22 protein-coding genes are annotated in these 21,062 nt (G+C 63.6%); 6 read left to right on the forward strand and 16 right to left on the reverse strand.

What is annotated here, in order from left to right; genetic code table 11:
- Positions 1–44 precede the first annotated feature (44 nt).
- From nuoH to IQ25_RS00945, 12 genes are all read right to left on the reverse strand, one after another.
- Positions 45–1,088: an NADH-quinone oxidoreductase subunit NuoH gene (gene nuoH / locus IQ25_RS00890; RefSeq protein WP_039331349.1), complete on the reverse strand. Its 1,044-nt coding sequence runs from the start codon at positions 1,086–1,088 to the stop codon at positions 45–47.
- The gene (gene nuoG, locus IQ25_RS00895; protein WP_144901329.1) at positions 1,085–3,094 is read right to left on the reverse strand and encodes an NADH-quinone oxidoreductase subunit NuoG; all 2,010 of its coding nucleotides are present in this window, start codon (positions 3,092–3,094) and stop codon (positions 1,085–1,087) included. The genes nuoH and nuoG overlap by 4 nt, the downstream gene beginning before the upstream one ends.
- Positions 3,094–4,392 carry an NADH-quinone oxidoreductase subunit NuoF gene (gene nuoF / locus IQ25_RS00900; protein ID WP_144901331.1) on the reverse strand — a complete coding sequence of 433 codons (1,299 nt, stop codon included), beginning with the start codon at positions 4,390–4,392 and terminating at the stop codon, positions 3,094–3,096. Before nuoF ends, nuoG begins: the two co-directional genes overlap by 1 nt.
- A 1-nt stretch (position 4,393) precedes the next feature.
- Entirely contained in the window at positions 4,394–5,062 is a 669-nt protein-coding gene (locus IQ25_RS00905; RefSeq protein WP_144901333.1) for a complex I 24 kDa subunit family protein, read from the reverse strand.
- A complete protein-coding gene (locus tag IQ25_RS00910; RefSeq protein WP_144901336.1) occupies positions 5,055–5,252 on the reverse strand; it encodes a hypothetical protein in 198 nt (65 codons plus the stop codon). The genes IQ25_RS00905 and IQ25_RS00910 overlap by 8 nt, the downstream gene beginning before the upstream one ends.
- On the reverse strand, positions 5,249–5,599 hold the full coding sequence (locus tag IQ25_RS00915) for a nuclear transport factor 2 family protein (RefSeq protein ID WP_084280200.1): 351 nt from the start codon (positions 5,597–5,599) through the stop codon (positions 5,249–5,251). The genes IQ25_RS00910 and IQ25_RS00915 overlap by 4 nt, the downstream gene beginning before the upstream one ends.
- The gene (locus IQ25_RS00920) at positions 5,596–6,807 is read right to left on the reverse strand and encodes an NADH-quinone oxidoreductase subunit D (protein ID WP_144901338.1); all 1,212 of its coding nucleotides are present in this window, start codon (positions 6,805–6,807) and stop codon (positions 5,596–5,598) included. Before IQ25_RS00920 ends, IQ25_RS00915 begins: the two co-directional genes overlap by 4 nt.
- Positions 6,804–7,646, reverse strand: coding sequence for an NADH-quinone oxidoreductase subunit C (locus tag IQ25_RS00925; protein WP_144901341.1), 843 nt, complete (start codon positions 7,644–7,646; stop codon positions 6,804–6,806). The genes IQ25_RS00920 and IQ25_RS00925 overlap by 4 nt, the downstream gene beginning before the upstream one ends.
- Positions 7,647–7,851: 205 nt before the next feature.
- A complete protein-coding gene (locus IQ25_RS00930) occupies positions 7,852–8,397 on the reverse strand; it encodes a NuoB/complex I 20 kDa subunit family protein (protein WP_144901343.1) in 546 nt (181 codons plus the stop codon).
- Positions 8,398–8,402: 5 nt separating this feature from the next.
- Positions 8,403–8,777 carry an NADH-quinone oxidoreductase subunit A gene (locus IQ25_RS00935; protein ID WP_144901345.1) on the reverse strand — a complete coding sequence of 125 codons (375 nt, stop codon included), beginning with the start codon at positions 8,775–8,777 and terminating at the stop codon, positions 8,403–8,405.
- 161 nt (positions 8,778–8,938) lie between these two features.
- Positions 8,939–10,372 carry a coniferyl aldehyde dehydrogenase gene (locus IQ25_RS00940; protein ID WP_144901347.1) on the reverse strand — a complete coding sequence of 478 codons (1,434 nt, stop codon included), beginning with the start codon at positions 10,370–10,372 and terminating at the stop codon, positions 8,939–8,941.
- A gap of 21 nt (positions 10,373–10,393) precedes the next feature.
- Positions 10,394–11,179: a prepilin peptidase gene (locus tag IQ25_RS00945; protein WP_144901349.1), complete on the reverse strand. Its 786-nt coding sequence runs from the start codon at positions 11,177–11,179 to the stop codon at positions 10,394–10,396.
- Positions 11,180–11,294: 115 nt separating this feature from the next.
- Here IQ25_RS00945 and IQ25_RS00950 point away from each other — a divergent pair, with 115 nt between their 5' ends.
- On the forward strand, positions 11,295–12,491 hold the full coding sequence (locus IQ25_RS00950) for an acetyl-CoA C-acyltransferase (RefSeq protein WP_144901351.1): 1,197 nt from the start codon (positions 11,295–11,297) through the stop codon (positions 12,489–12,491).
- A 77-nt stretch (positions 12,492–12,568) separates the two neighbouring features.
- Here the strand turns inward: IQ25_RS00950 and IQ25_RS00955 are convergent, their stop codons facing one another.
- Positions 12,569–13,063: an SH3 domain-containing protein gene (locus IQ25_RS00955; protein ID WP_144901354.1), complete on the reverse strand. Its 495-nt coding sequence runs from the start codon at positions 13,061–13,063 to the stop codon at positions 12,569–12,571.
- A gap of 115 nt (positions 13,064–13,178) precedes the next feature.
- Here IQ25_RS00955 and IQ25_RS00960 point away from each other — a divergent pair, with 115 nt between their 5' ends.
- The 5 genes from IQ25_RS00960 (at position 13,179) to IQ25_RS00980 (ending at position 17,677) form a co-directional block, all read left to right on the forward strand.
- Complete coding sequence (locus tag IQ25_RS00960) at positions 13,179–14,198, forward strand: 2-hydroxyacid dehydrogenase (RefSeq protein WP_144901356.1); 1,020 nt, start codon at positions 13,179–13,181, stop codon at positions 14,196–14,198.
- Positions 14,199–14,349: 151 nt separating this feature from the next.
- Positions 14,350–15,660, forward strand: a complete 1,311-nt coding sequence (locus tag IQ25_RS00965; RefSeq protein WP_144901358.1) for an ammonium transporter — start codon at positions 14,350–14,352, stop codon at positions 15,658–15,660.
- A 73-nt stretch (positions 15,661–15,733) separates the two neighbouring features.
- A complete protein-coding gene (locus IQ25_RS00970) occupies positions 15,734–16,300 on the forward strand; it encodes a YkgJ family cysteine cluster protein (protein WP_144901360.1) in 567 nt (188 codons plus the stop codon).
- Between the two features lie 284 nt (positions 16,301–16,584).
- Positions 16,585–16,992 carry a hypothetical protein gene (locus IQ25_RS00975; protein WP_144901362.1) on the forward strand — a complete coding sequence of 136 codons (408 nt, stop codon included), beginning with the start codon at positions 16,585–16,587 and terminating at the stop codon, positions 16,990–16,992.
- A gap of 151 nt (positions 16,993–17,143) precedes the next feature.
- Entirely contained in the window at positions 17,144–17,677 is a 534-nt protein-coding gene (locus IQ25_RS00980; RefSeq protein ID WP_158637643.1) for a hypothetical protein, read from the forward strand.
- A 66-nt stretch (positions 17,678–17,743) separates the two neighbouring features.
- On the opposite strand, the gene IQ25_RS00985 is transcribed toward IQ25_RS00980, so the two are convergent.
- Genes IQ25_RS00985 through prfB form a run of 3 tightly spaced genes read right to left on the reverse strand, consistent with a single transcriptional unit; the run spans position 17,744 to position 21,050 of the window.
- Positions 17,744–19,153 (reverse strand): NAD(P)H-dependent flavin oxidoreductase, encoded by a 1,410-nt coding sequence (locus IQ25_RS00985; protein ID WP_144901366.1) that lies wholly within the window; start codon positions 19,151–19,153, stop codon positions 17,744–17,746.
- Positions 19,153–19,923 (reverse strand): class I SAM-dependent methyltransferase, encoded by a 771-nt coding sequence (locus tag IQ25_RS00990; protein WP_144901368.1) that lies wholly within the window; start codon positions 19,921–19,923, stop codon positions 19,153–19,155. The genes IQ25_RS00985 and IQ25_RS00990 overlap by 1 nt, the downstream gene beginning before the upstream one ends.
- Positions 19,923–21,050: a peptide chain release factor 2 gene (gene prfB, locus IQ25_RS00995; RefSeq protein ID WP_144901370.1), complete on the reverse strand. Its 1,128-nt coding sequence runs from the start codon at positions 21,048–21,050 to the stop codon at positions 19,923–19,925. The genes IQ25_RS00990 and prfB overlap by 1 nt, the downstream gene beginning before the upstream one ends.
- Between the last annotated feature and the right edge of the window lie 12 nt (positions 21,051–21,062).

Genomic DNA, 21,062 nt, shown 5'->3' on the forward strand with positions numbered 1-21,062 from the left:
AAGGAGAGGCCCCGCTAGAAGCATCGAAATTGCGACCAACACCGTCATGCGAAATGCCCCGTCGCCATGAGGTAGCCGCTGACGAGGAACACGAACAGCAGCGATACGGGCAGGAAGATCTTCCAGCCCAGGCGCATCAGCTGGTCATAGCGATAGCGCGGGACGGTCGCCTTCACCCAGCTGAAGATGAAGAAGAAGAACAGGATCTTGAGCAGCAGCCACACGAAGCCCGGCACGAGGTAGAGCACCGGAATGTCGAGCGGCGGCAGGTATCCGCCCCAGAACAGCACGGCGTTCAGCGCGCACATCAGCAGCACGTTGGCATATTCGCCGAGCCAGTAGAGCGCGAAGGCCATCGACGAGTATTCGGTCTGATACCCCGCAACCAGCTCCGATTCCGCCTCGGTAAGGTCGAACGGCGCGCGTGCGGTTTCGGCCATGCCCGAGATCAGGAACATCACCCACATCGGGAACAGCAGCGGGTTCGCGACGAAGCCGTTGATGATCCACACGTGGCTCTGCTGCGCCTTGACGATGTCGTTCAGGTTGAACGTCCCCGCCCACAGCACCACGCAGATCAGGATGAAGCCGATCGAGACTTCATAGGAGATCATCTGCGCCGAGGCGCGCATCGCCGAGAAGAACGGGTACTTCGAGTTGGACGACCAGCCCGCGATCACCACGCCGTAAACGCCGAGCGACGAGATCGCCAGAACATAGAGCAGGCCGACGTTGATATTGGCCAGCACCGCGCCCGAATTGAACGGGATCACCGCCCAGGCCATCAGCGCGACGGTGAAGGTGATGATCGGCGCGATCAGGAACAGGCCCTTGTTCGCGGCCGAAGGAATGATGGTTTCCTGCAGGAACACCTTCAGACCGTCGGCGAACGACTGCAGCAGGCCCAGCGGCCCGACCACGTTCGGCCCCTTGCGCAGCGCCATCGCCGCCCAGATCTTGCGGTCGGCATAGATGATCATGGCAACGCCCAGCATCAGCGGGAACGCGATCAGCAGGATCCCGCAGATGGTGGCAATGCCCCAGGCCCACTCGTACGAGAGGCCAAGACCCATGAAGAACTCGGTCATTCCGCGGCCTCCGCGAAGCTTTCACCGTGCAGCAGTTCCGCCGAGCAGCGCTGCAGCGTCGGGCTGGAACGAGCAATGGCGTTGGTCAGGTAGCGGTCCTTGATCGGATAGCCAGCAATCACGCCTTCAGCCTTCGCACCCGAGGGAGCGGCAGGCAGCGCGCCGTAATCGGCCAGACCTTCGACGCCCAGCGCCGGAACTTCGGCAACCATCGCCGCACGAAGCTGCTCGAAGCTGTCGAAGCCGACCGAGACGCCGAGCGCATCGGCCATCGCGCGCAGGATCGTCCAGTCCTCGCGGGCATCGCCGGGCGCGAACACGGCCTTCTCGGCATACTGCACGCGGCCTTCGGTGTTGACGTAAGTGCCGTCCTTCTCGCTGAACGCGGCGGCGGGCAGGATCACGTCGGCAGCATGCGCTGCCTTATCACCATGATGGCCGATGTGGACGATCATGCTGTCGGCAAACTTCGTAAAGTCCACCTCATCCGCACCAAGCGAGATGACCATCTTCGGCTTGGCCGCAACCAGATCGCCAATGCCGCCCTTCTGCGCATAGCCCAGCATCAGCCCGCCCATGCGGCTCGAGGCCATGTGGATCACGTTGAAGCCGTTCCAGCCCTCACGCACGAGGTTGAACTGCTCGGCAAAGGCCAGACCAGCGCCCAGAGCGCCCTTGCCCAGAGCCGCGCCGCCCAGAATGATCGCAGGCTTCTGCGCCGCGCCGAAGGCATCGCTGACTTCGGCAGGCAGGTTGCCCAGCACCGCCAGATCGTCACCCAGGAACGTCGCCGGATAGGTCGGATCCCACTGCGGGCCGACCACGAAGACCTTCGCGCCCTTCTTCACCGCCTTGCGCAGGCGGGTGTTGAGCAGCGGCGCTTCATCGCGGATCATTGAGCCGACGATCAGCACGGCGTCGGCATCCTCGATGCCAGCCAGCGTAGAGTTGAAGTTCACTGCCGCAAGGTTCGACGTGTCATAAGCAAGGCCGGTCTGACGGCCTTCAAGCAGCGTGGAACCCAAGGCCCCTCCCAGCTTCTTGGCCGCAAACATCGTCTCGCAATCAACCAGATCACCCGCGATCACCGCCACCGACGAACCCGGATTGATCTTCGCGACAGCCTCGAACGCCTCGGCCCAAGTCGCCGCCACCAGCTTGCCGTCACGGCGCAGCCACGGCTTGTCGAGGCGGCGGCGGGTCAGCCCGTCAACCATGTAGCGGCCACGGTCGGACAGCCATTCCTCGTTCACGTCATCGTTCACGCGCGGCAGGATGCGCAGCACTTCGCGGCCACGGCTGTCGAGCCGGATGTTCGAACCCAGCGCGTCCGAAACGTCGATCGACAGCGTCTTCTTCAGCTCCCACGGACGCGCTTCGAACGCATAGGGGCGCGAAGTCAGCGCGCCGACAGGGCAGAGGTCGATCACGTTGGCGGAAAGCTCGTGCGCCGCAGCCTTTTCCAGATAGGTGGAAATCTGCATCGTCTCGCCGCGATAGAGCGCGCCGATCTCGTCAACGCCCGCCACTTCCTCGCTGAAGCGCACGCAGCGGGTGCAGTGGATGCAGCGCGTCATCGTCGTCTTGATGAGCGGGCCCATGTACTTCTCGGTCACCGCGCGCTTGTTCTCGTGATAGCGCGAGGCACCGCGCCCATAGGCAACCGACTGATCCTGCAGATCGCACTCGCCACCCTGATCGCAGATCGGGCAGTCGAGCGGGTGGTTGATCAGGAGAAACTCCATCACCCCTTCCCGCGCCTTCTTGACCATCTCGGAATCCGTGCGGATTTCCTGACCTTCGGTGGCGGGCAGCGCGCACGAAGCCTGCGGCTTGGGCGGCCCCGGCTTCACTTCGACCAGGCACATGCGGCAATTGCCGGCAATGCTCAGCCGTTCGTGATAGCAGAAGCGCGGGATTTCCTTGCCGGCCAGCTCGCACGCCTGCAGGACAGTAGCACCTGCCGGAACTTCAAGCTCTACGCCGTCGACTTTGACTTTAGGCATTATTCTGCTGCCTCTGACAGTGCTGGCCGAGCGTTCTCGGCGATCCGGCGCTCGATCTCGGGGCGGAAGTGCTTGATAAGCCCTTGGATCGGCCATGCGGCGGCGTCACCCAGTGCGCAGATGGTGTGGCCTTCGACCTGCTTGGTCACGTTGAACAGCATGTCGATTTCCTCGACGTCTGCATCGCCCGTGCGCAGGCGTTCCATCACGCGCCACATCCAGCCGGTGCCTTCGCGGCAGGGCGTGCACTGGCCGCAGCTTTCGTGCTTGTAGAAGTACGAAAGGCGACTGATCGCGCGGACGATGTCGGTTGACTTGTCCATGACGATGACGGCGGCGGTGCCTAGGCCCGAGCCCAGCGCGCGAAGGCCATCGAAGTCCATCGGCGCGTCCCAGATTTCGGCCGCCGGAACCAGCGGAACCGACGATCCGCCAGGGATCACGGCCAGCAGGTTGTCCTTGCCGCCACGGATGCCGCCGCAGTGCTTCTCGATCAGCTCGCTGAACGGGATGCTCATCTCTTCCTCGACCACGCAGGGCCGGTTCACATGGCCGCTGATCTGGAAGAGCTTGGTGCCCTTGTTGTTCTCGCGCCCGAACGAGGAGAACCACGAAGCCCCGCGACGCAGGATCGTCGGCGCGACCGCGATCGATTCCACGTTGTTGACCGTGGTCGGGCAGCCATAGAGGCCCGCGCCTGCCGGGAACGGCGGCTTGAGGCGGGGCTGGCCCTTCTTGCCCTCAAGGCTTTCGATCATCGCGGTCTCTTCGCCGCAGATATAGGCGCCCGCACCACGATGGACGAAGACGTCGAAATCGTAGCCCGACCCACTCGCGTTCTTGCCGATCAGGCCCGCGTCATAGGCCTCCTGCACGGCGGCGAACAGCGTTTCGGCCTCGCGGATATATTCGCCGCGAATGTAGATGTAGGCCGCGCGCGCACGCATTGCGTAGCCAGCAATCAGCGCGCCTTCGATCAGCTTGTGCGGATCATGACGGATGATTTCGCGGTCCTTGCACGAACCCGGCTCGGATTCGTCGGCGTTGATCACGAGGAAGCTTGGACGGCCATCCTTGCTTTCCTTGGGCATGAACGACCACTTCATGCCGGTGGGGAAGCCCGCACCGCCACGGCCGCGCAGGCCCGAGGCCTTGATTTCCTCGATGATCGCGTCCTGCCCGCGCTCCATCAGGGCCTTGGTATTGTCCCAGTCCCCGCGCGTCCTCGCGGCGGCAAGGTTCCACGGCTGGAAGCCGTAGACGTTGGTGAAGATGCGATCCTTGTCCTGAAGGGCCATCTTACCACTCCCCTCGGTAATCGTGGTTGGCGTCAACCATCGCCGTCAGGTTGCTCAGCGCGCCTGCCGGTTCCACCGTGTGACGCCCCGGCAGCTGCGTGCCGGTCTTCGGCTGCTTGCCTGCGGCCAGCTCGTCAAGGATGCGCTCCATGTCGGCGGCGGTGAGGTCTTCGTAGTTGTCGTCGTTGATCTGGACCATGGGAGCAGACGCGCAGTTGCCCATGCACTCGACTTCGGTCAGCGTGAACATGCCGTCCGCCGTCGTGTGGCCCTTCTTCAGGCCCTTGCCCTTGCAGGCGGCCATGATGTCGTCCGACCCGCGCAGCATGCACGGCGTGGTGCCGCAGACCTGCACGTGGAAGCGGCCGATCGGCGCGATGTTGTACATCGTATAGAACGTCGCGACCTCGACCACGCGGATCACCGGCATGTCGAGGTACTTGGCCACGTATTCCATCACCGGGATCGGCAGCCAGCCTTGCGTATTCAGCTCCGCCCCCACCTGGCGCTGCGCCAGATCGAGCAGCGGCATCACCGCCGAGCGCTGACGCCCTGCCGGATAGCGTCCGACGATGACCTTGGCCTGCTCGGCGTTCTCCGCCGTCCACGCAAAGGCGCCCCAGCGGGCACGCAGTTCGGGGCTGTCCGGTTCGATAAAGCGATCAGCCATTGGTCCGCCCCCGCTTGATCAGGATGTCCTGCGCATAGTGGAACAGCTCGAACCCGCCGATCGCGGCGATCAGCATCGGCAGTGTCTCGGTCGCCTGCGCGCCAAGATACAGTTCGCCGAAGTACCATGCGGCGAGCGCGAGGCCCGTCAGGATGGCCCAGAGGCGCATGAGGTCAAACGTGGACTTCACCGGATAAACTCCACCCGAGAGCACTTGTCGCCCTCGAAAGAATAGACTGCGATCACGTCGAACGGCTCGACCAGCGCCGAACCATCGGTGGCGGGACCGCGCGTCACATGCTCGCGCATCAGCACGTAGTTGCCGATGGCCTGCGCCTCGACGATCTCGGCATGGTTCTGCGGCCAGCGCGCAAATGCGGCGGCAAGGCCAGAGCGCGTGCCCTCCTTGCCCTCACGCACCACATCACCGCGATAGTTCGCCTCGCAGGCGTCGTCGGTCATGTACGAGACGTAGGTATCCACGTCCTGCGCGTTATAGGCGGCGATCATGGCCTTGGCGGTGTCGAGGTTGCTCACCGGTCACACTCCCCGAACACCACGTCGATCGCGCCGAGGATGGCGGTGGCGTCGGGCAGCATGTGGCCCTTGCACATGAAGTCCATCGCCTGGAGGTGGCTGAACGCGGTCGGGCGGATCTTGCAGCGGTAGGGCTTGTTCGAGCCGTCCGAGACCAGATAGACGCCGAATTCGCCCTTGGGGCTTTCGGTCGCCACATAGACCTCGCCCGCCGGAACGTGGAAGCCTTCGGTGTAGAGCTTGAAGTGATGGATCAGCGCTTCCATCGACTGCTTCATCTCGGCGCGCTTGGGCGGCACCACCTTGCGGTCGGTGCTGGCAATCGGGCCTTCGGGCATCTGCGCGATGCACTGGCGCATGATGCGGGCCGACTGGCGCACTTCCTCGACGCGGACCATGAAGCGGTCGTAGCAGTCACCGCTGGTGCCGACGGGAATGTCGAACTCCATGCGGTCGTACACGTCGTAGGGCTGACTCTTGCGCAAGTCCCACGGAATGCCCGAGCCACGGATCATCGGGCCGGAGAAGCCCCAGCGCAGCGCGTCTTCCTTGGAAACCACGGCGATGTCGACATTGCGCTGCTTGAAGATGCGGTTGTCGACCACGAGGCTCATCGCGTCCTCGAACAGCGGAAACAGGCGCTCGTCGATCCAGTCCGCCATGTCGGTCAGCAGCTTGAGCGGCACGTCCTGATGCACGCCGCCGGGGCGAAACCATGCCGAGTGCATGCGCGCGCCCGATGCGCGCTCGAAGAAGTTGAGGCAGTCCTCGCGGATTTCGAACATCCACAGGTTCGGCGTCATCGCGCCGACGTCCATCACATGCGAACCGAGGTTGAGCATGTGGTTGCAGATGCGGGTCAGCTCCGCAAACAGCACGCGCAGGTACTGGGCGCGAAGCGGAACCTCGATGTTCAGCAGCTTTTCGACCGCGAGCACATAGGAGTGCTCCATGCCAAGCGGCGAGCAGTAGTCCAGCCGGTCGAAATAGGGTAGCGCCTGCAGGTAGGTCTTGTGCTCGATCAGCTTCTCGGTGCCGCGATGCAGCAGGCCGACGTGCGGATCGATGCGCTCTATGATCTCGCCGTCAAGCTCCATCACCATGCGCAGCACGCCGTGCGCCGCCGGGTGCTGGGGCCCGAAGTTGATCGTGTAGTTGGTGATGACCTCGTCGCCTGTGGTCGGCGATTCCTCGAGCGAGAAGCTCATGCGCCCTCTCCGTCAGTCTTGGCCGGACGATCATCGGTCGCCTTGGGCGCATCGGGTGCGTCCACGGCGGAATCCTTGCCATCCGAAGGCTTTGCCGCCTCGGCGTTGGCCTTGTCGCCTGCGCCGGTATCGGCCTTACTGTCCGTGGTCTTGGGCTTGTCGACCGAAGCCGTGCCCTTGGTATCGGGCGCCGTGGCAACGGGAGCAGGCGCAGGCGGCGGCGTTACCGCTTTTTCATCGCCCGGCAGCACGTAGTCCGCGCCTTCCCACGGGCTCATGAAGTCGAACTGGCGCAGGTCCTGCGCCAGCTGCACCGGCTCATAGACCACGCGCTTGTCTTCTTCCGAATAGCGCAGCTCGACATAGCCGGTCAGCGGGAAGTCCTTGCGGAACGGATGTCCCTGGAAGCCGTAGTCGGTCAGGATGCGGCGGAGGTCCGGATTGCCCGCGAACAGCACGCCGAACATGTCGTAGACTTCGCGCTCGTACCAGCCGGCGTTCGGCCAGAGCGTCGTCACGGTCGGCACCGGCGTCGCCTCGTCGGTCGAGGTCTTGACGATCACGCGATGGTTCTTCGTCACCGAAAGCAGGCAATAGCAGACGTCGAAGCGTTCCGCCCGCTGCGGATAGTCGACGCCTGCGATGTCCATCAGCTGCTGGTATTCGTGATCGTCGCGCAGCAGGCGCAGCGCATCCTCGATGCTGTCACGCGCGACGGTGAGCAGGATTTCGCCATGCTCCTCGTCAGCCTTGACCAGCATCGCGCCGAGCGCAGCCGCCAGCGCATCCTTCACGCCCTCGTTCGAGGACCAGCGCGGCGCGGAGTGGAGAACGGTCATCCTGCGCTCCTGCAAAAAATGTTGCGAGCGAATACAGTTGCTCCAGCGAGTACGCCGATAGCTGTCAAACCAAACACCATCTGGATCAGTGCTGGTGAAGCAGCCACTGCTACGGCGCGCAGGCTGTCATAAGTCAATGCCACTACTGGCAGAGTCTCAAGCATGATTATGCCAACAATGACTCGGGCTTTGCTGTTTGGCTCCGTCATCGCTCGATGGTCCCCGCGCGGCGGATCTTCCGCTGCAGCTGCATCACGCCATAGAGCAGCGCCTCGGCAGTCGGCGGGCAGCCGGGGACATAGATGTCCACGGGCACGATGCGGTCACAGCCGCGCACCACCGAATAGCTGTAGTGATAATAGCCGCCGCCATTGGCGCACGACCCCATCGAGATCACGTATTTGGGGTCCGACATCTGATCGTAGACCTTGCGCAGTGCCGGGGCCATCTTGTTGCAAAGCGTTCCGGCCACGATCATCACGTCAGACTGGCGCGGAGAAGCGCGCGGGGCAACGCCGAAGCGCTCCATGTCGTAGCGGGGCATGTTGACGTGGATCATCTCGACCGCGCAGCAGGCAAGGCCGAAGGTCATCCACCACAGCGAGCCGGTGCGGGCCCACTGGAACAGCTCCTCGGTGCTGGTGACGAGGAAGCCCTTGTCGTTGACCTCGGCATTGAGGCTGTCGAAAAACGCCTGATCGGGCGCGGCAACCGCGCCCTGATTTGCGGTGATGAGGGGAGACGTGGCCATGTTGCTCATTCCCAGTCCAGCGCGCCCTTCTTCCAGGCATAGATGAAGCCGATCACCAGTTCGCCGAGGAAGACCATCATGGTCGTCCACCCGGCCCAACCGGTTTCCTTCAGGCTGACGGCCCAGGGAAACAGGAACGCGGCTTCGAGATCGAAGATGATGAACAGGATCGCGACGAGATAGAACCGCACGTCAAACTGGCTGCGCGGATCTTCGAACGCGGGAAAGCCGCATTCATACTCGCTCAGCTTCTCGGCGTTCGGATTGTGAGCCCCCGTGAGGCGCGAAACGCCCATGGGAAGGAACACGAATGCCGATGAAAGTGCCAGAGCGATCCCGAGGAAGATCAGGATCGGCAGGTATTGAGACAGATCGACCAAAGGGCTGACTCGCGAAGCTGCAGGTTCGCCTGCGCCCTAGTCCCGACAGCGCGCCTGCGCAAGTGGTGTGCAATGCGGTAAGGGCGGAATTGCCCGTCCTTTTCGCGCAGACCTGAAGGGCCCGACACTTGGCCGCAGACAATCGAATTCGTATGTGTCGCTTACTTCAGCTGCATCTTGAGCGTCCGAGCCGTCGCGGCGCCGTAAGGAGGCTTCAGCCCAGCAATCTTGGCCAGATCGATCTTCGGCTGGCTATAGACTGCGCGCGCATGGCTGAATGACCGGAAACCCTCGACGCCGTGGTAGCTGCCCATCCCCGAAGGCCCCACCCCGCCGAACGGCAAATCGTCCGCCGAGACATGAAAAATAACATCGTTGACGGTCACACCGCCCGAGATCGTCCGCGTCAGCACCGTCTCGCGCTCGGAAGAATCCTCGCCGAAGTAATAGAGGCCCAGCGGCCGGTCATGCGCATTGATGTAATCGATGGCCTGGTCGATCCGCGAGTACGTCTTCACCGGCAGGACCGGCCCGAAGATCTCGTCCTGCATGACCTTCATGTCGTCAGTCACGTTGCGCAGGATGGTCAGGGGCAGCTTGTTGCCGTTCGATCCCTCGAAGTTCTCGTTCCCCGGATTGACGACGATGGCCTCCGCGCCCTTGGCCACGGCATCATCGACAAGACCCACCAGCCGGTCACGGTGCCGCCGGTTGATCACCGAGGTATAGTCGTCATTGGCCAGTAGCGTCGGATACATCTGCGCAACGCTCGCCTGCACTGCGCCGATGGCCTTGTGCTCCAGTTCCTCGGGCACAAGCATGTAGTCCGGCGCAAGGCAGATCTGCCCCGCGTTCATCATCTTGCCCAGCGCGATCCGCTCCGCTGCCTTCGCCACATCGGCGCTACGGCCCAGGATCGTTGGCGACTTGCCTCCAAGTTCCAGCGTCACCGGCACAAGATTGTTCGCAGCCGCGTGCAGCACATGCTTGCCGATCGAGGTCGCTCCGGTGAACAGCAGGTGATCGAACGGCAAAGAGCAGAAGTCCTGCCCGGTCTGCGGCCCGCCAAGAATAACGGCCACTTCATCCTCGCCGAAGAACTTCGGAAACAGCTCGGCCATCAGTTCCGAAGTCCGCTCGGTAAACTCGCTGGGCTTGAGCATTGCGCGGTTACCCGCCGCAAAGGCCTGCGCCAGCGGCCCCATCGTCAGACCCACCGGAAAATTCCACGGCGCAACGACGCCGATCACGCCCTTGGGCTCGTAGCGGACCTCGGCCCGCGCGCCCAACAGGTTCAGCGGAAACGCCACATGCCGCTTCTCGGGCCTGCTCCACGCCTTCATCCGCTTCTGCGAATAGCGGATAAGGCTGATTGATGGCATCACATCGGTCAGCATCGACTGCTCGTGACTGCGATGGCCGAAGTCGGCGCTCATCGCGCGGGCGAAGTCCTCGCCATGCTCCAGCATCATCCGCGCGCAACGCTCAAGCCGGTCGTGCCGGACAGAAAGCGGTTCTGGCCGCGCTGCCGTGAATGCCTTGCGCTGCTTGCCCAACGCCGCCAACATCTCGTCGCGCGAAGTTTCCTCGAGCATTCCTGTCTCCCCCGAATCGCGTCATCCCAGCCCTTGCAGCAGGAACAGCGGCCATGCCGTAGCGGCAAGGCAGGTTCCAAGCGGCAGCGCCGTTTCGGCATCGATCTTACGCTTGCTTACAAGCATGACAATAGCCGCCGCGATCCCCAGAATGCTCGCCCCCAGCATGACCTCGACCACGCCGAGCGGCCCAAGCCATATACCAATTGCGCCAAGCAAGGGCGGATCGCCCGACCCCATGCCCTCACGCCCGCGCGCCTTCAGGTAAAACCGCGCGATCAGCCACAGCATCAGGAACCCCAGCGCCGCGCCCCCTGCAGCGATCAACACTGGCCCTACGTCCTGTTCAAACCACGCCCGCGCCAGCACCACCAGCCCGCCACTCCCTGCCAGCCAGCCGACGAGCACTCTCGGCAGCCACAGATGACGCAGGTCGAGCAATGCCAGCAGCAGCAGTTGCCAGCCCAGCAGCATCGCCGCCAGGACCAGCCCTTCGCGCGCCACCAGCACCGCTCCGATGCCCACTGCCGCGCCGCCGAGTTCGCAGGCCAGTTGCCCCCTGCCGATCCGAGCTCCGCAGGCGCGGCACTTGCCCCGCTGCGCCAGCCACGAGAGTACCGGCACCAGTTCCATCACGGTCAGCGCCTTGCCACATCCGTCGCAGGCCGAGCGCCCGGTCACCACCGAGCGCCCCTCCGGCATTCGGACCAGCGCCGCGCCGAGGAAACTGCCGACAATCGCGCCCAGAACGGATGCACCGATCAGCGCAATTCCGGGCGATGGTGGCAAAAATGCAGGGTCTAGCATCCGTTCTACCAATGCCCCATTTGCGTTCGCTGCAGTGCAGCACTATGTACCCACTCGAAGAGCGGGCGCACACAAGCCCGCCCATCAGCACCCAAACGCAAGGGGCCGTCAAGCCATGGCACAGTTCTCGTCCGCCGATCCCGTTGTCATCCTGTCCTATGCCCGCACCCCGATGGGCGCGATGCAGGGCGCTCTCGCCGATGTCGCCGCCACCGATCTCGGGGCCACTGCCGTCAAGGCCGCAGTGGAACGTGCTGGCGTCGCGCCTGACAGCATCGAACGCATCTACATGGGCTGTGTCCTGCCTGCGGGCCTCGGCCAGGCCCCTGCCCGTCAGGCCGCAATCAAGGCTGGCCTGCCCAAGTCGGTTCAGGCGACCACGGTGAACAAGGTCTGCGGCTCGGGCATGCAGACGATCATCATGGGCGCCGAAGCCCTCGCATCGGGCAGCGTTGACGTTGTCGTCGCTGGCGGCATGGAATCGATGACCAACGCCCCGTACCTGCTCAAGAAGCACCGCTCGGGCGCCCGCATCGGCCATGACACCGCGTATGACCACATGTTCCTCGACGGTCTGGAAGACGCCTACGAAGCCGGTCGCGCCATGGGCACCTTCGCGCAGGATACTGCCAATGCCTACCAGCTCACCCGCGAACAGCAGGACACCTACACCGTCGAATCGCTCCGCCGCGCGCAGGCGGCCGTTGCCGACGGCACCTTCAAGGACGAGATCGCACCGGTCACGGTGAAGACCCGCGCCGGCGAAGTCACCGTCGATACCGACGAAGCGCCCGGCAAGGGCCGCCCCGACAAGATCCCCTCGCTCAAGCCAGCCTTCGCCAAGGATGGTACGATTACCGCCGCAACCTCGTCGTCGATTTCCGATGGCGCGGCCGCCGTCGTGCTCGCCCGTGAAAGCGTCGCCAAGGCCGCAGGCCTCGCGCCCGTCGCCAAGGTCGTTGCCCTTGCTGCCCACGCGCAGGAGCCCAAGGACTTCACCGTCGCTCCGGTCGGCGCGATCAAGAAGGTGCTCGAAAAGGCTGGCTGGTCGATCGCCGACGTTGACCTGTTCGAAGTCAACGAGGCCTTCGCCTGCGTCGCCATGTTCGCGATGCATGATCTCGGCATCCCCCACGAAAAGATCAACGTCCACGGCGGCGCGACGGCTCTGGGCCACCCGATCGGCGCTTCGGGCACCCGCATCGTCACCACCCTGATCGCCGCGCTGAAGAAGCACGGCCTCAAGAAGGGCGTCGCCAGCCTCTGCATCGGCGGCGGCGAAGCGACTGCACTGGCGATCGAACTCGTCTGACGCCGGGCACCTCGCCCAAAAACGAAAACCCCGGTCGCAAGGCCGGGGTTTTTCGTTTCAAGCCCTGACGTTGATCCTCAGGGCTGCCCAGCTCCCCACACCGCACTTGCGCGGACAAAGCCCTTGCGCCCGTCGACGTCGAAAGCGCACCACCCGGCCTTGCAATCGCCGATCTTGCCCATCACGCCCGGAGCCACGCGCCACAACAGCCGACCCGTTCCGTCCTTGTTCTCGCGCAGCGCGGTGATGCTGCCCTTGACGATGCCGGTCCGCTCGCGGCTCAGGAACTGCTGCAGCACCCAGCCGCGTGCGCCGTCCGGATCCTCGACCAGCCGCCAGCCACCCATCAGGCGCAGCACCTTCATCGGCACGCCCTTGCGCGTATAGGTCCAGTTGATGCGATACTCGCGCCCCGGTCCGACACGCATGTTCGCCGTGTCCTTGCGGGTAGAGACCCAGTAAGGCACGCCATCATCCGTATCCTGCGCATGGAGCGTGCCTGCGGGGCCGAACGCCACGGAAACAAGGATTGCAATGACTGCGGCAAGAAGCCGGGCGTAACTCTTGGTCATGGTCCAGCCGTCGCAAAAATGTCGGCGCAGGGCAACACCGCACAACCTGCTGTCCACCATTGCGCGCGTTCGCACCGCTTGACCGGTGGCGGTCCTGCGGCCTAGCTTCGCCTCCATGCCCAGTTCCGCCGACTATCGCCCGACCCGCCGCGTCGACGGCATTCCCCGCGTCGTCGTCACCCGCCGTCTCCTGCCCGAAACGGAGGCCCGGATGAGCGAACTGTTCGATGTCACGCTCAGCGCCGACGATCGCGCGATGAGTCGCGACCGGCTCGTCGAGGCGATGCAGACGGCCCACGTCCTCGTCCCCACCGTCACCGACCGGATCGACGCCGCGATGATCGCGGAAGCTGGCCCGCAGCTCGGCCTGATCGCCAATTTCGGGGCCGGTACGGAACATATCGATCTCTCGGCAGCCCGCGCCCGCAAGATCATCGTCACCAACACCCCCGGCGTCTTCACCGACGATACCGCCGACATGACCATTGCGCTGATCATCTCGGTGGCGCGGCGCCTCAACTATGGCGGACGGACGCTGCGCGCGGGCAAGTGGGAAGGCTGGGCGCCATCGACCATGCTCGGACACCGCCTTGCCGGAAAGACGCTCGCCATCGTCGGTATGGGCCGCATCGGACAGGCCGTAGCCTATCGCGCGCGTGCCTTTGGCCTCAACGTCGTCTACCACAGCCGCCACCGTTTGCCCGAAGCGCTCGAGACGATGTTCGGTGCCCGCTTCGAACCCGATCTCGACACGCTCGTTGGTGAGGCCGACATCCTCACGCTGCACTGTCCTGCCACGCCCGAAACGCACCACATGATCGATGCCCGGCGGATCGCCCTGATGAAGCCCGAGGCCTATCTGGTGAACACCGCGCGCGGCACGCTGGTCGAGGAAGAGGCGCTTATCCAGGCGCTCGTTGAAGGACGCATCGGCGGCGCAGGTCTTGATGTCTTCGAACACGAGCCGCAGGTCGATGCCCGCCTGCTGGCACACCACAACGTCGCTATCCTGCCGCACATGGGCAGCGCGACGTTTGAGGGACGGCAAGCCTCGGGCGACAAGGTCATCGCCAATATCCGCTTCTGGGCCGATGGCCACCGTCCGCCCGATCAGGTGCTTGAAGGCCTCGTCTGACCCTTTCACGGCGTCAGATTCAACGTCCTTTCGTCGCATTTCGCACAACAAACGTTTTCGCGCGCGCTTGTGCGCTGCCGCATTGTTGCTTTAAGGCCGCTCGCGGAGAGTATCTGGCACAGATAGCGCTGTGCGAGGGGGAGAGCTGTACATGCGAAAGATTGTGGCGACCGTGCTCGCCGCCGGGGCCATGCTTCTGCCGGCATTGGCCCATGCCCAGGATGTGGTCAGCGTCGAGGACGCGGCCAATTCAGGCGACACTGCCTGGATTCTCGTGTCTTCCGCCTTCGTGCTGATGATGGCCATGCCGGGGCTTACCCTGTTCTATGGCGGCCTTGTGCGCGCCAAGGGCTTTCTGGCCGTGCTGGTACAGGTCGGCGCCATCGCCGCTGTAGCCTCGGTGCTATGGGTTGCGGTCGGCTACACACTGGCCTTCGGTGACGTCTCGGGCGGCTGGCTCGGCAGTGGCAACGCATGGATGCTGCTCAATCTCGGCAACGTCCGCGCCAATACCGCCATTCCTGAAAGCGCCTTTGCACTGTTCCAGATGTGCTTTGCCCTGATCACGCCGGGGCTGATGGTCGGCGCCTGGATCGATCGCGCCCGCTTCGGTTGGGTCGTGGCGTTCTCGGCACTTTGGGGTTTGCTGGTCTATGCACCGGTCGCGCACTGGATCTGGGGCGGCGGCTGGCTCGCGACGCGCCTCGGCACGCTCGACTTTGCCGGCGGCATCGTTGTCCACACAACGGCCGGCATCTCGGCGCTGGTCGTTGCCATGCTGCTCGGCAAGCGCTCGGGCTTTCCCAAGACGCTGATGTTGCCGCACAGCCCTGCGCTGACCATGGCGGGCGCCGCTCTGCTGTGGGTCGGCTGGTTCGGCTTCAACGGCGGTTCCGCCCTTGCCGCCAACGATGATGCCGCCTCGGCGATCATAAACACCCATATCGCCGCCTGCGTTGCCGCGCTGGTCTGGCTCGGCATCGAAAAGATGAGCGTGGGCAAGCCCACATCGGTCGGCTTTGCCACTGGTGCGGTCGCAGGTCTTGCCACGGTCACGCCCGCGGCAGGCTTCATCGCACCCGGTTCCGCCATGCTGTTCGGCGCGCTCGCCGCTGGCGTGTGCTATCCGATGATCCAGCTGGTCAAGCAGCGCCTCGAGATCGACGATTCACTCGACGTCTTTGCCGTGCACGGCGTCGGCGGCATGCTCGGTTCGGTCCTCCTTGCCGTGTTCATCGCCCCGGCCTTCGGCGGCACCGGCTTTGCCGAGGGCATGGACCTCACGCGCCAGCTCGTCGCACAAGTCGCAGGCGTCGGCATTGTCGCGCTGTGGAGCGCCTTTGCCACGGTGGTTTGCGCCCTCATGGTATCGATGGTCATCCCGATGCGCGTGAGCGAGGACGAGGAACGCGAAGGCCTCGACATCACCAGCCACGGCGAACGTGCCTGGGAATTCGACTGACATCCTCGTGCAAGGCGATGCTCGATCAGAACATCGCCTTGCACCTTGCCTTTGCGGCCAATAGTCAGAGGGCATGACCACGCGCGAAACCGCAGCCCCGCCACAGCTGGAACAGGACCTCTGCACCGGATGCGCGGCCTGTTGTGACGGCACGATCTTCGGTTACGTCGAAGTTAGCCGGGACGAGGAGGTCGCACTTGGCGGCCTTTTCACCATGGAATCCCGCAAGGACGATGCGATCTTCTATCAGCCGTGCCCCCATTCGGTGGGCCAGCGCTGCCAGATCTATTCCCGACGCCCTGAAACGTGCCGCAAGTTCCATTGCCATACGCTCAAGGCCCTGCGCGGGGGCGAGATCGAGAGTGGCGAGGCCGTCAGGCGCGTGGACCAGATGCTCAAACAGCGCGAGCAATTGCAGGCAGACCTGCTGAAAGACGAAACGCTCAATCAGGCGCGAAACCGTCGGCAGATGATCGCCAGCAGCCAGGAACGCACCCCTACTGAGATGACCTTCCTGCTCAAGCTGACAGCCTTCGATCTCCTGTTAGACCGCTATTTCCGCGATCCGCGCAAATCGATGTTCGGGAATGAAGGCCCGCCCAGTCAGCCGACGAACGCTTCCCCACCGCACCTCGATTAGCCAGCCAGTTGCCTGAGCCTCGCTAAATCGGCCAAGGCAACGGCTCCCTATCTATAGTTAGGTCACTTCTATCCGTATATTCCAACACTCGCCTGACGTTCGATAAATGGCGATTCGGCTTCCAGAATTGTACCCGATGGGCAATGTCCCGGACCGACACAGACCTTCCACTCGAGAGCAGACTTTGCCTTGCTTGCGGCATCTGTTGTGACGGCACCCTTTTCCCTTTCGCCCTGATTGGCGAAAGCGAGGTTGATGATACCGCGCGGATCGGCCTGACAACGATGCGGACGACCGACGATCTGCCCGCCTTTTCTCTGGCCTGCCAGTATCTCGATGGTGCTGCCTGCACCCGCTACCAGGATTGGCGACCTTCCGTTTGCGGCGATTACTTCTGCCATGTTCAGAAGCGGGCCCGGAAGGGGTTGATCACTGAGGAAGAGGCCTTCGCCATGATCGGGCGAGCGCACAACCTCATCAATGACGTGAAATCCGCGCTGCCAAGTGATTTGCTGATCGCCAAGGCGCGGCACGAATTCAAACGCCTTGCAGCAAAGCAGCCGGACCTCACGCCCGAGGAAGCGTCCTTCGTCGTCAAGATGTTCGTGCTCGAGCGCTTTCTCGATGCAGAATTCAGAGGACCGAAGCGCAGCCATCTGCCCGCGGCGTCGGTGGCCTCTGCCGAAAGCTGATCAGAAAAGGCCGGAAGCACCGCGTCGGATGGCAGCCCCAGGAACTAAAGTTTGCCGTCAATCCTGACTAATTTCCACCACTCCCATGCCATGCGACAAATGGCCAAGCCCCCGGGCTATCCTCTATTCTGCCAAAATGGCGTCATCCGATTTGCAACTGTCGCTCGAAAGCAGGCTTTGCCTGTCCTGCGGCCTCTGCTGCGATGGTACGCTCTACGAGGACGCCAAGATCCGGGATGACGAGGTTGCCAGCGTCGAAGGTATCGGCCTGAAAACAGGCCGCAACGCCGAAGGCCATGCCACCTTCCTGTTCGCCTGCCATTACCTCGATGGCGCCTGCTGCACCCGCTACGACCAATGGCGACCTTCCGTCTGCGGCAAGTATTTTTGCCGCTTGCAGGAAAAGGTCCGCCGCAACGAACTCGCCGAGGATCAGGCCTTCGACAAGATCGCAACAGCCCGCAGGCTTGCAGCTGACGTAAAGAAGGCCCTGCCAACGGGCATGCCGATCTTCGAAGCGCGCCACCACTTTGCCCGCCTCGCCGCCCGACAGCCTGACCTAACGCCCGAAGAAGCGCGCTTCGTCGTGAAGATGTTCGTGCTCGAACGCTTTCTCGACGCGGAGTTCCGCAAGCCGGACAAGGGCCATCTGCCAAAGGGCGCAAGAGCAAGCGCCACCGCCTGAAACGGCTCAGGCCGGGCGGCGGGTCATCATCGTACGACGACTTCCCGACGCCCGCCCGCTATTTAATCAATCACCCGTCAGGATACGGTCGACCAGCTGCTTCACCGTTGGCGTGAAGTTGTTGGAATAGAACGGGTCCTGCTTGAACCTGTATGCAGCGTGCCCTGCGAACATCAGGTTCTTGTCGATGTCACCCCCATGAGCGATGTCCTGCAAAGTCTTCTGGATGCAGAAGCTGCGTGGATCGGCGAGGCGACCGGTGGTGTAATCATCATGGTCCTTCCATGACGAGAACCCGCAGTGCGACAGGCAGCCCATGCAGTCCTTCTGGTCCTGCTGGATTTCCTCGCGCTCCTGCGGCGCCACGAACACCATCGTATCGTCAGGCGTGCGCAGCGCGTGAACGTAGCCCGCGCCATGCCATTCGCGTGCCCGCGCGAGATCGTTGGGCGTGACCCAGAAGTTCTTGCCGCGCACGCCCACGTCGAGCTGCGCGGTATGCTCGCCTGCCGCAACGCGCGAATAGGGAATCTGCCGCTCCGAACGCGCTTCGAGCGCCCGCAGGAACGGATTGCGCACCGCCGAGGAATAGAAGCCCGTCGGCGAGAAGCGATGGAGCAGCACGTCGCCGGGCTCGAGCGTGCGCAGGTGATCCTTCCACCCCTGCGGAATCGGGCTTTCCTCGGTCAGCAGCGGCCGCGTGCCGAACTGGAAGGCAATCGCGCCAAGCTCGGGATTGTCGATCCAGTCGTTCCATTCGCGCAGAAACCAAACGCCGCCCGCCATCACGATCGGCACGTCGTCCGACACGCCCTCGGCGCGCATGACGTCACGCAGCGCCTTGACGCGGGGATAGGGATCTTCCGGCTTCTTGGGATCTTCCGCGTTGGACAGGCCATTATGTCCACCCGCCAACCACGGGTCTTCATAGACCACTGCCGCCAGCAGATGCGAAACCTTGTGATAGGCGCGCTTCCACAGCGCGCGGAACGCACGGCCGGAAGAGACGATCGGCAGGTAGTTCACATTGAACCGCGCCGCGATTTCGGAAAGCTTGTACGGCATTCCCGCACCGCAGGTCACGCCGGTCACCAGCCCGCGCGTCTTTTCCAGCACGCCTTCGAGCACGGCCTGCGCCCCGCCCATTTCCCACAGCACGTTGATGTTGATCGCACCCTTGCCGCCCGAGATGTCGTAGGCGCGCTTGACCTGCTCAACCGCGCCATCGATGGCGTACTTGATTAGTTCCTCGTGCCGTTCCTTGCGGGTCAGCGCGTTATAAACCTGTGGAATGATCTTGCCTTCGGCGTCGTAGCTGTCGGCATTCACCGCGCTGACCGTCCCGATACCGCCGGCTGCGGCCCAGGCGCCCGAACTCATGTGGTTCGTTGCCGCCACACCCTTGCCGCCCTCGACCAGCGGCCAGACTTCGCGGCCACCATAGAGAATCGGCTTCAACCCCTTGAACGCAGACATCAATTTCCTTTCAACGCGCTTGTCGCGCTCGCACCCTTGGCCGTTTTGAGACGGCATGGCCTGATCCTGCCCGGCTCGGGCCGCGTCTCCGCGGCCGTGAACTGGGCGTAATATCCGGCGATTTCCGGTTTACGGTGAAATTCATCCAAGCGAAAGCCCACCGCCTCCAGTTCGCAGATCAGCAGCGCCGGAGGAATGCCGTGCTTGTCGGTCCAGCGATCGACATCGACCACGACGACCCGCCCTCCGGGCTTGAGCGCCGGCCAGACCCGCCACAGGAAGGCATAGGGCTCGGCGACCTCGTGATACATGTGCACCATGAAGATGCGGTCGAAGCTGCGCTCGGGCAACTTGGGGTCGTCCTGCGCTCCCGGCTTGATCGAGACGTTGTCCAGCCGGTCCTTCTCGACGCGCGCGCCAAGTCGCCGCAGCGCATCGCCATCGATGTCCTGCGCCAGAACGCGCCCCCCACGTCCCACCCGCTCGGCAAGGCGCACGGTATAGTAGCCCTCGCCCGCGCCGATATCAGCCACGCTCATGCCCGGCTTCACCCCGGCAAGGTCCATCACCATGCTCGCCTCACCCTGGCGGTCACGGTCGGCCTCTGTCGAAAACTGGCTGCTGACGATTTTCGAAACCGGGCGGTCGGCCAGCGGAAAAGCACGCGCGGTTTCGGCGCGCTTGTCCTCGACCTTCGGCTGGCAAGCAGCAACGCCAAAAAGGGCCAGAACGGCCACGGCAACCTTGGAATGGGCCGAAGCCCGGCCCATCAGTCGTCGTCCTCCACTGCAACCTTCTCGCCGGTGACCTTTTGCGACAGCGCTGCGGCCATGAACGGATCGAGCGCGCCGTCGAGCACTTCGGTGGGATTGGTCGAAACCACGCCGGTCCGCAGGTCCTTCACCTGCTGGTAGGGCTGCAACACATAGGAGCGGATCTGGTGTCCCCAGCCGATCTCGGTCTTGGCCTGATATTCCCCGCTCGCCGCCGCTTCGCGCTTGGCAAGTTCCGCCTCGTAGATGCGTGCCTTGAGCATGCCCATCGCGGTCGCCCGGTTCTTGTGCTGGCTGCGGTCATTCTGGCTCGCCACGATGATCCCGGTCGGCACGTGGGTGATGCGCACCGCTGAGTCGGTGGTGTTGACGTGCTGGCCGCCCGCACCCGAAGCGCGATAGGTATCGATCTTCAGGTCGGCCGGATTGATCTCGACCTCGATGTTGTCGTCGATCTCGGGATAGACCCAGACAGAGCTGAACGACGTGTGCCGCCGCGCCGAGCTGTCATAGGGGCTGATGCGGACGAGACGATGCACGCCGCTCTCGGTCTTGGCATAGCCATAGGCGTTCTCGCCCTTGATCAGCAGTGTCGCGCTCTTGATCCCGGCTGCTTCGCCCGCGTGATAGTCGACCAGATCGACCTTGTAGCCATGCCGCTCAGCCCAGCGCGTGTACATGCGCTGGAGCATTTCCGCCCAGTCCTGGCTTTCGGTTCCGCCGGCGCCCGCATGCACTTCGAGGAAGCAGTTGTTTGCGTCCGCTTCGCCTGCCAGCAGCGCCTGGACCTTGTCGTTGTCGGCACGATCAGCCAGCGCGGCAAGCGTGGCAAGGCCCTCGTTCACCGTGGCCTCGTCATCTTCCATTTCGCCAAGCTCGATGAACTCAATCGCATCGGCCATTTCCTGGCCGATCTCGTTCACCGTGCCGATAGAGGCTTCAAGACGACGGCGCTCGCGCATCACCTCTTCAGCCTTCTTGGGATCATCCCAAAGCTTGGGGTCTTCGACGCGCGCGTTCAGCTCGTCCAGACGGCGCACGGCGCGGTCCCAGTCGAGGAACTTTCGCACCAGTGCCAGCGCGGCATTGATGCGGTCGATATGGGCCTGCCCCTCGGCACGCATGGAAACAACTCC

The sequence above is a fragment of the Novosphingobium taihuense genome, from assembly GCF_007830315.1.
Classification (GTDB): Bacteria; Pseudomonadota; Alphaproteobacteria; order Sphingomonadales; family Sphingomonadaceae; genus Novosphingobium; species Novosphingobium taihuense.

What these genes read in the sequence shown, in the direction of transcription:
- nuoH (WP_039331349.1), bottom strand. Translation starts at nt 1,088, where the DNA reads ATGACCGAGTTCTTCATGGGTCTTGGCCTCTCGTACGAGTGGGCCTGG.
- nuoG (WP_144901329.1), bottom strand. Translation starts at nt 3,094, where the DNA reads ATGCCTAAAGTCAAAGTCGACGGCGTAGAGCTTGAAGTTCCGGCAGGT.
- nuoF (WP_144901331.1), bottom strand. Translation starts at nt 4,392, where the DNA reads ATGGCCCTTCAGGACAAGGATCGCATCTTCACCAACGTCTACGGCTTC.
- IQ25_RS00905 (WP_144901333.1), bottom strand. Translation starts at nt 5,062, where the DNA reads ATGGCTGATCGCTTTATCGAACCGGACAGCCCCGAACTGCGTGCCCGC.
- IQ25_RS00920 (WP_144901338.1), bottom strand. Translation starts at nt 6,807, where the DNA reads ATGAGCTTCTCGCTCGAGGAATCGCCGACCACAGGCGACGAGGTCATC.
- IQ25_RS00925 (WP_144901341.1), bottom strand. Translation starts at nt 7,646, where the DNA reads ATGACCGTTCTCCACTCCGCGCCGCGCTGGTCCTCGAACGAGGGCGTG.
- IQ25_RS00930 (WP_144901343.1), bottom strand. Translation starts at nt 8,397, where the DNA reads ATGGCCACGTCTCCCCTCATCACCGCAAATCAGGGCGCGGTTGCCGCG.
- IQ25_RS00940 (WP_144901347.1), bottom strand. Translation starts at nt 10,372, where the DNA reads ATGCTCGAGGAAACTTCGCGCGACGAGATGTTGGCGGCGTTGGGCAAG.
- IQ25_RS00945 (WP_144901349.1), bottom strand. Translation starts at nt 11,179, where the DNA reads ATGCTAGACCCTGCATTTTTGCCACCATCGCCCGGAATTGCGCTGATC.
- IQ25_RS00950 (WP_144901351.1), top strand. Translation starts at nt 11,295, where the DNA reads ATGGCACAGTTCTCGTCCGCCGATCCCGTTGTCATCCTGTCCTATGCC.
- IQ25_RS00955 (WP_144901354.1), bottom strand. Translation starts at nt 13,063, where the DNA reads ATGACCAAGAGTTACGCCCGGCTTCTTGCCGCAGTCATTGCAATCCTT.
- IQ25_RS00960 (WP_144901356.1), top strand. Translation starts at nt 13,179, where the DNA reads ATGCCCAGTTCCGCCGACTATCGCCCGACCCGCCGCGTCGACGGCATT.
- IQ25_RS00965 (WP_144901358.1), top strand. Translation starts at nt 14,350, where the DNA reads ATGCGAAAGATTGTGGCGACCGTGCTCGCCGCCGGGGCCATGCTTCTG.
- IQ25_RS00970 (WP_144901360.1), top strand. Translation starts at nt 15,734, where the DNA reads ATGACCACGCGCGAAACCGCAGCCCCGCCACAGCTGGAACAGGACCTC.
- IQ25_RS00975 (WP_144901362.1), top strand. Translation starts at nt 16,585, where the DNA reads ATGCGGACGACCGACGATCTGCCCGCCTTTTCTCTGGCCTGCCAGTAT.
- IQ25_RS00985 (WP_144901366.1), bottom strand. Translation starts at nt 19,153, where the DNA reads ATGTCTGCGTTCAAGGGGTTGAAGCCGATTCTCTATGGTGGCCGCGAA.
- IQ25_RS00990 (WP_144901368.1), bottom strand. Translation starts at nt 19,923, where the DNA reads ATGGGCCGGGCTTCGGCCCATTCCAAGGTTGCCGTGGCCGTTCTGGCC.
- prfB (WP_144901370.1), bottom strand. Translation starts at nt 21,050, where the DNA reads ATGCGTGCCGAGGGGCAGGCCCATATCGACCGCATCAATGCCGCGCTG.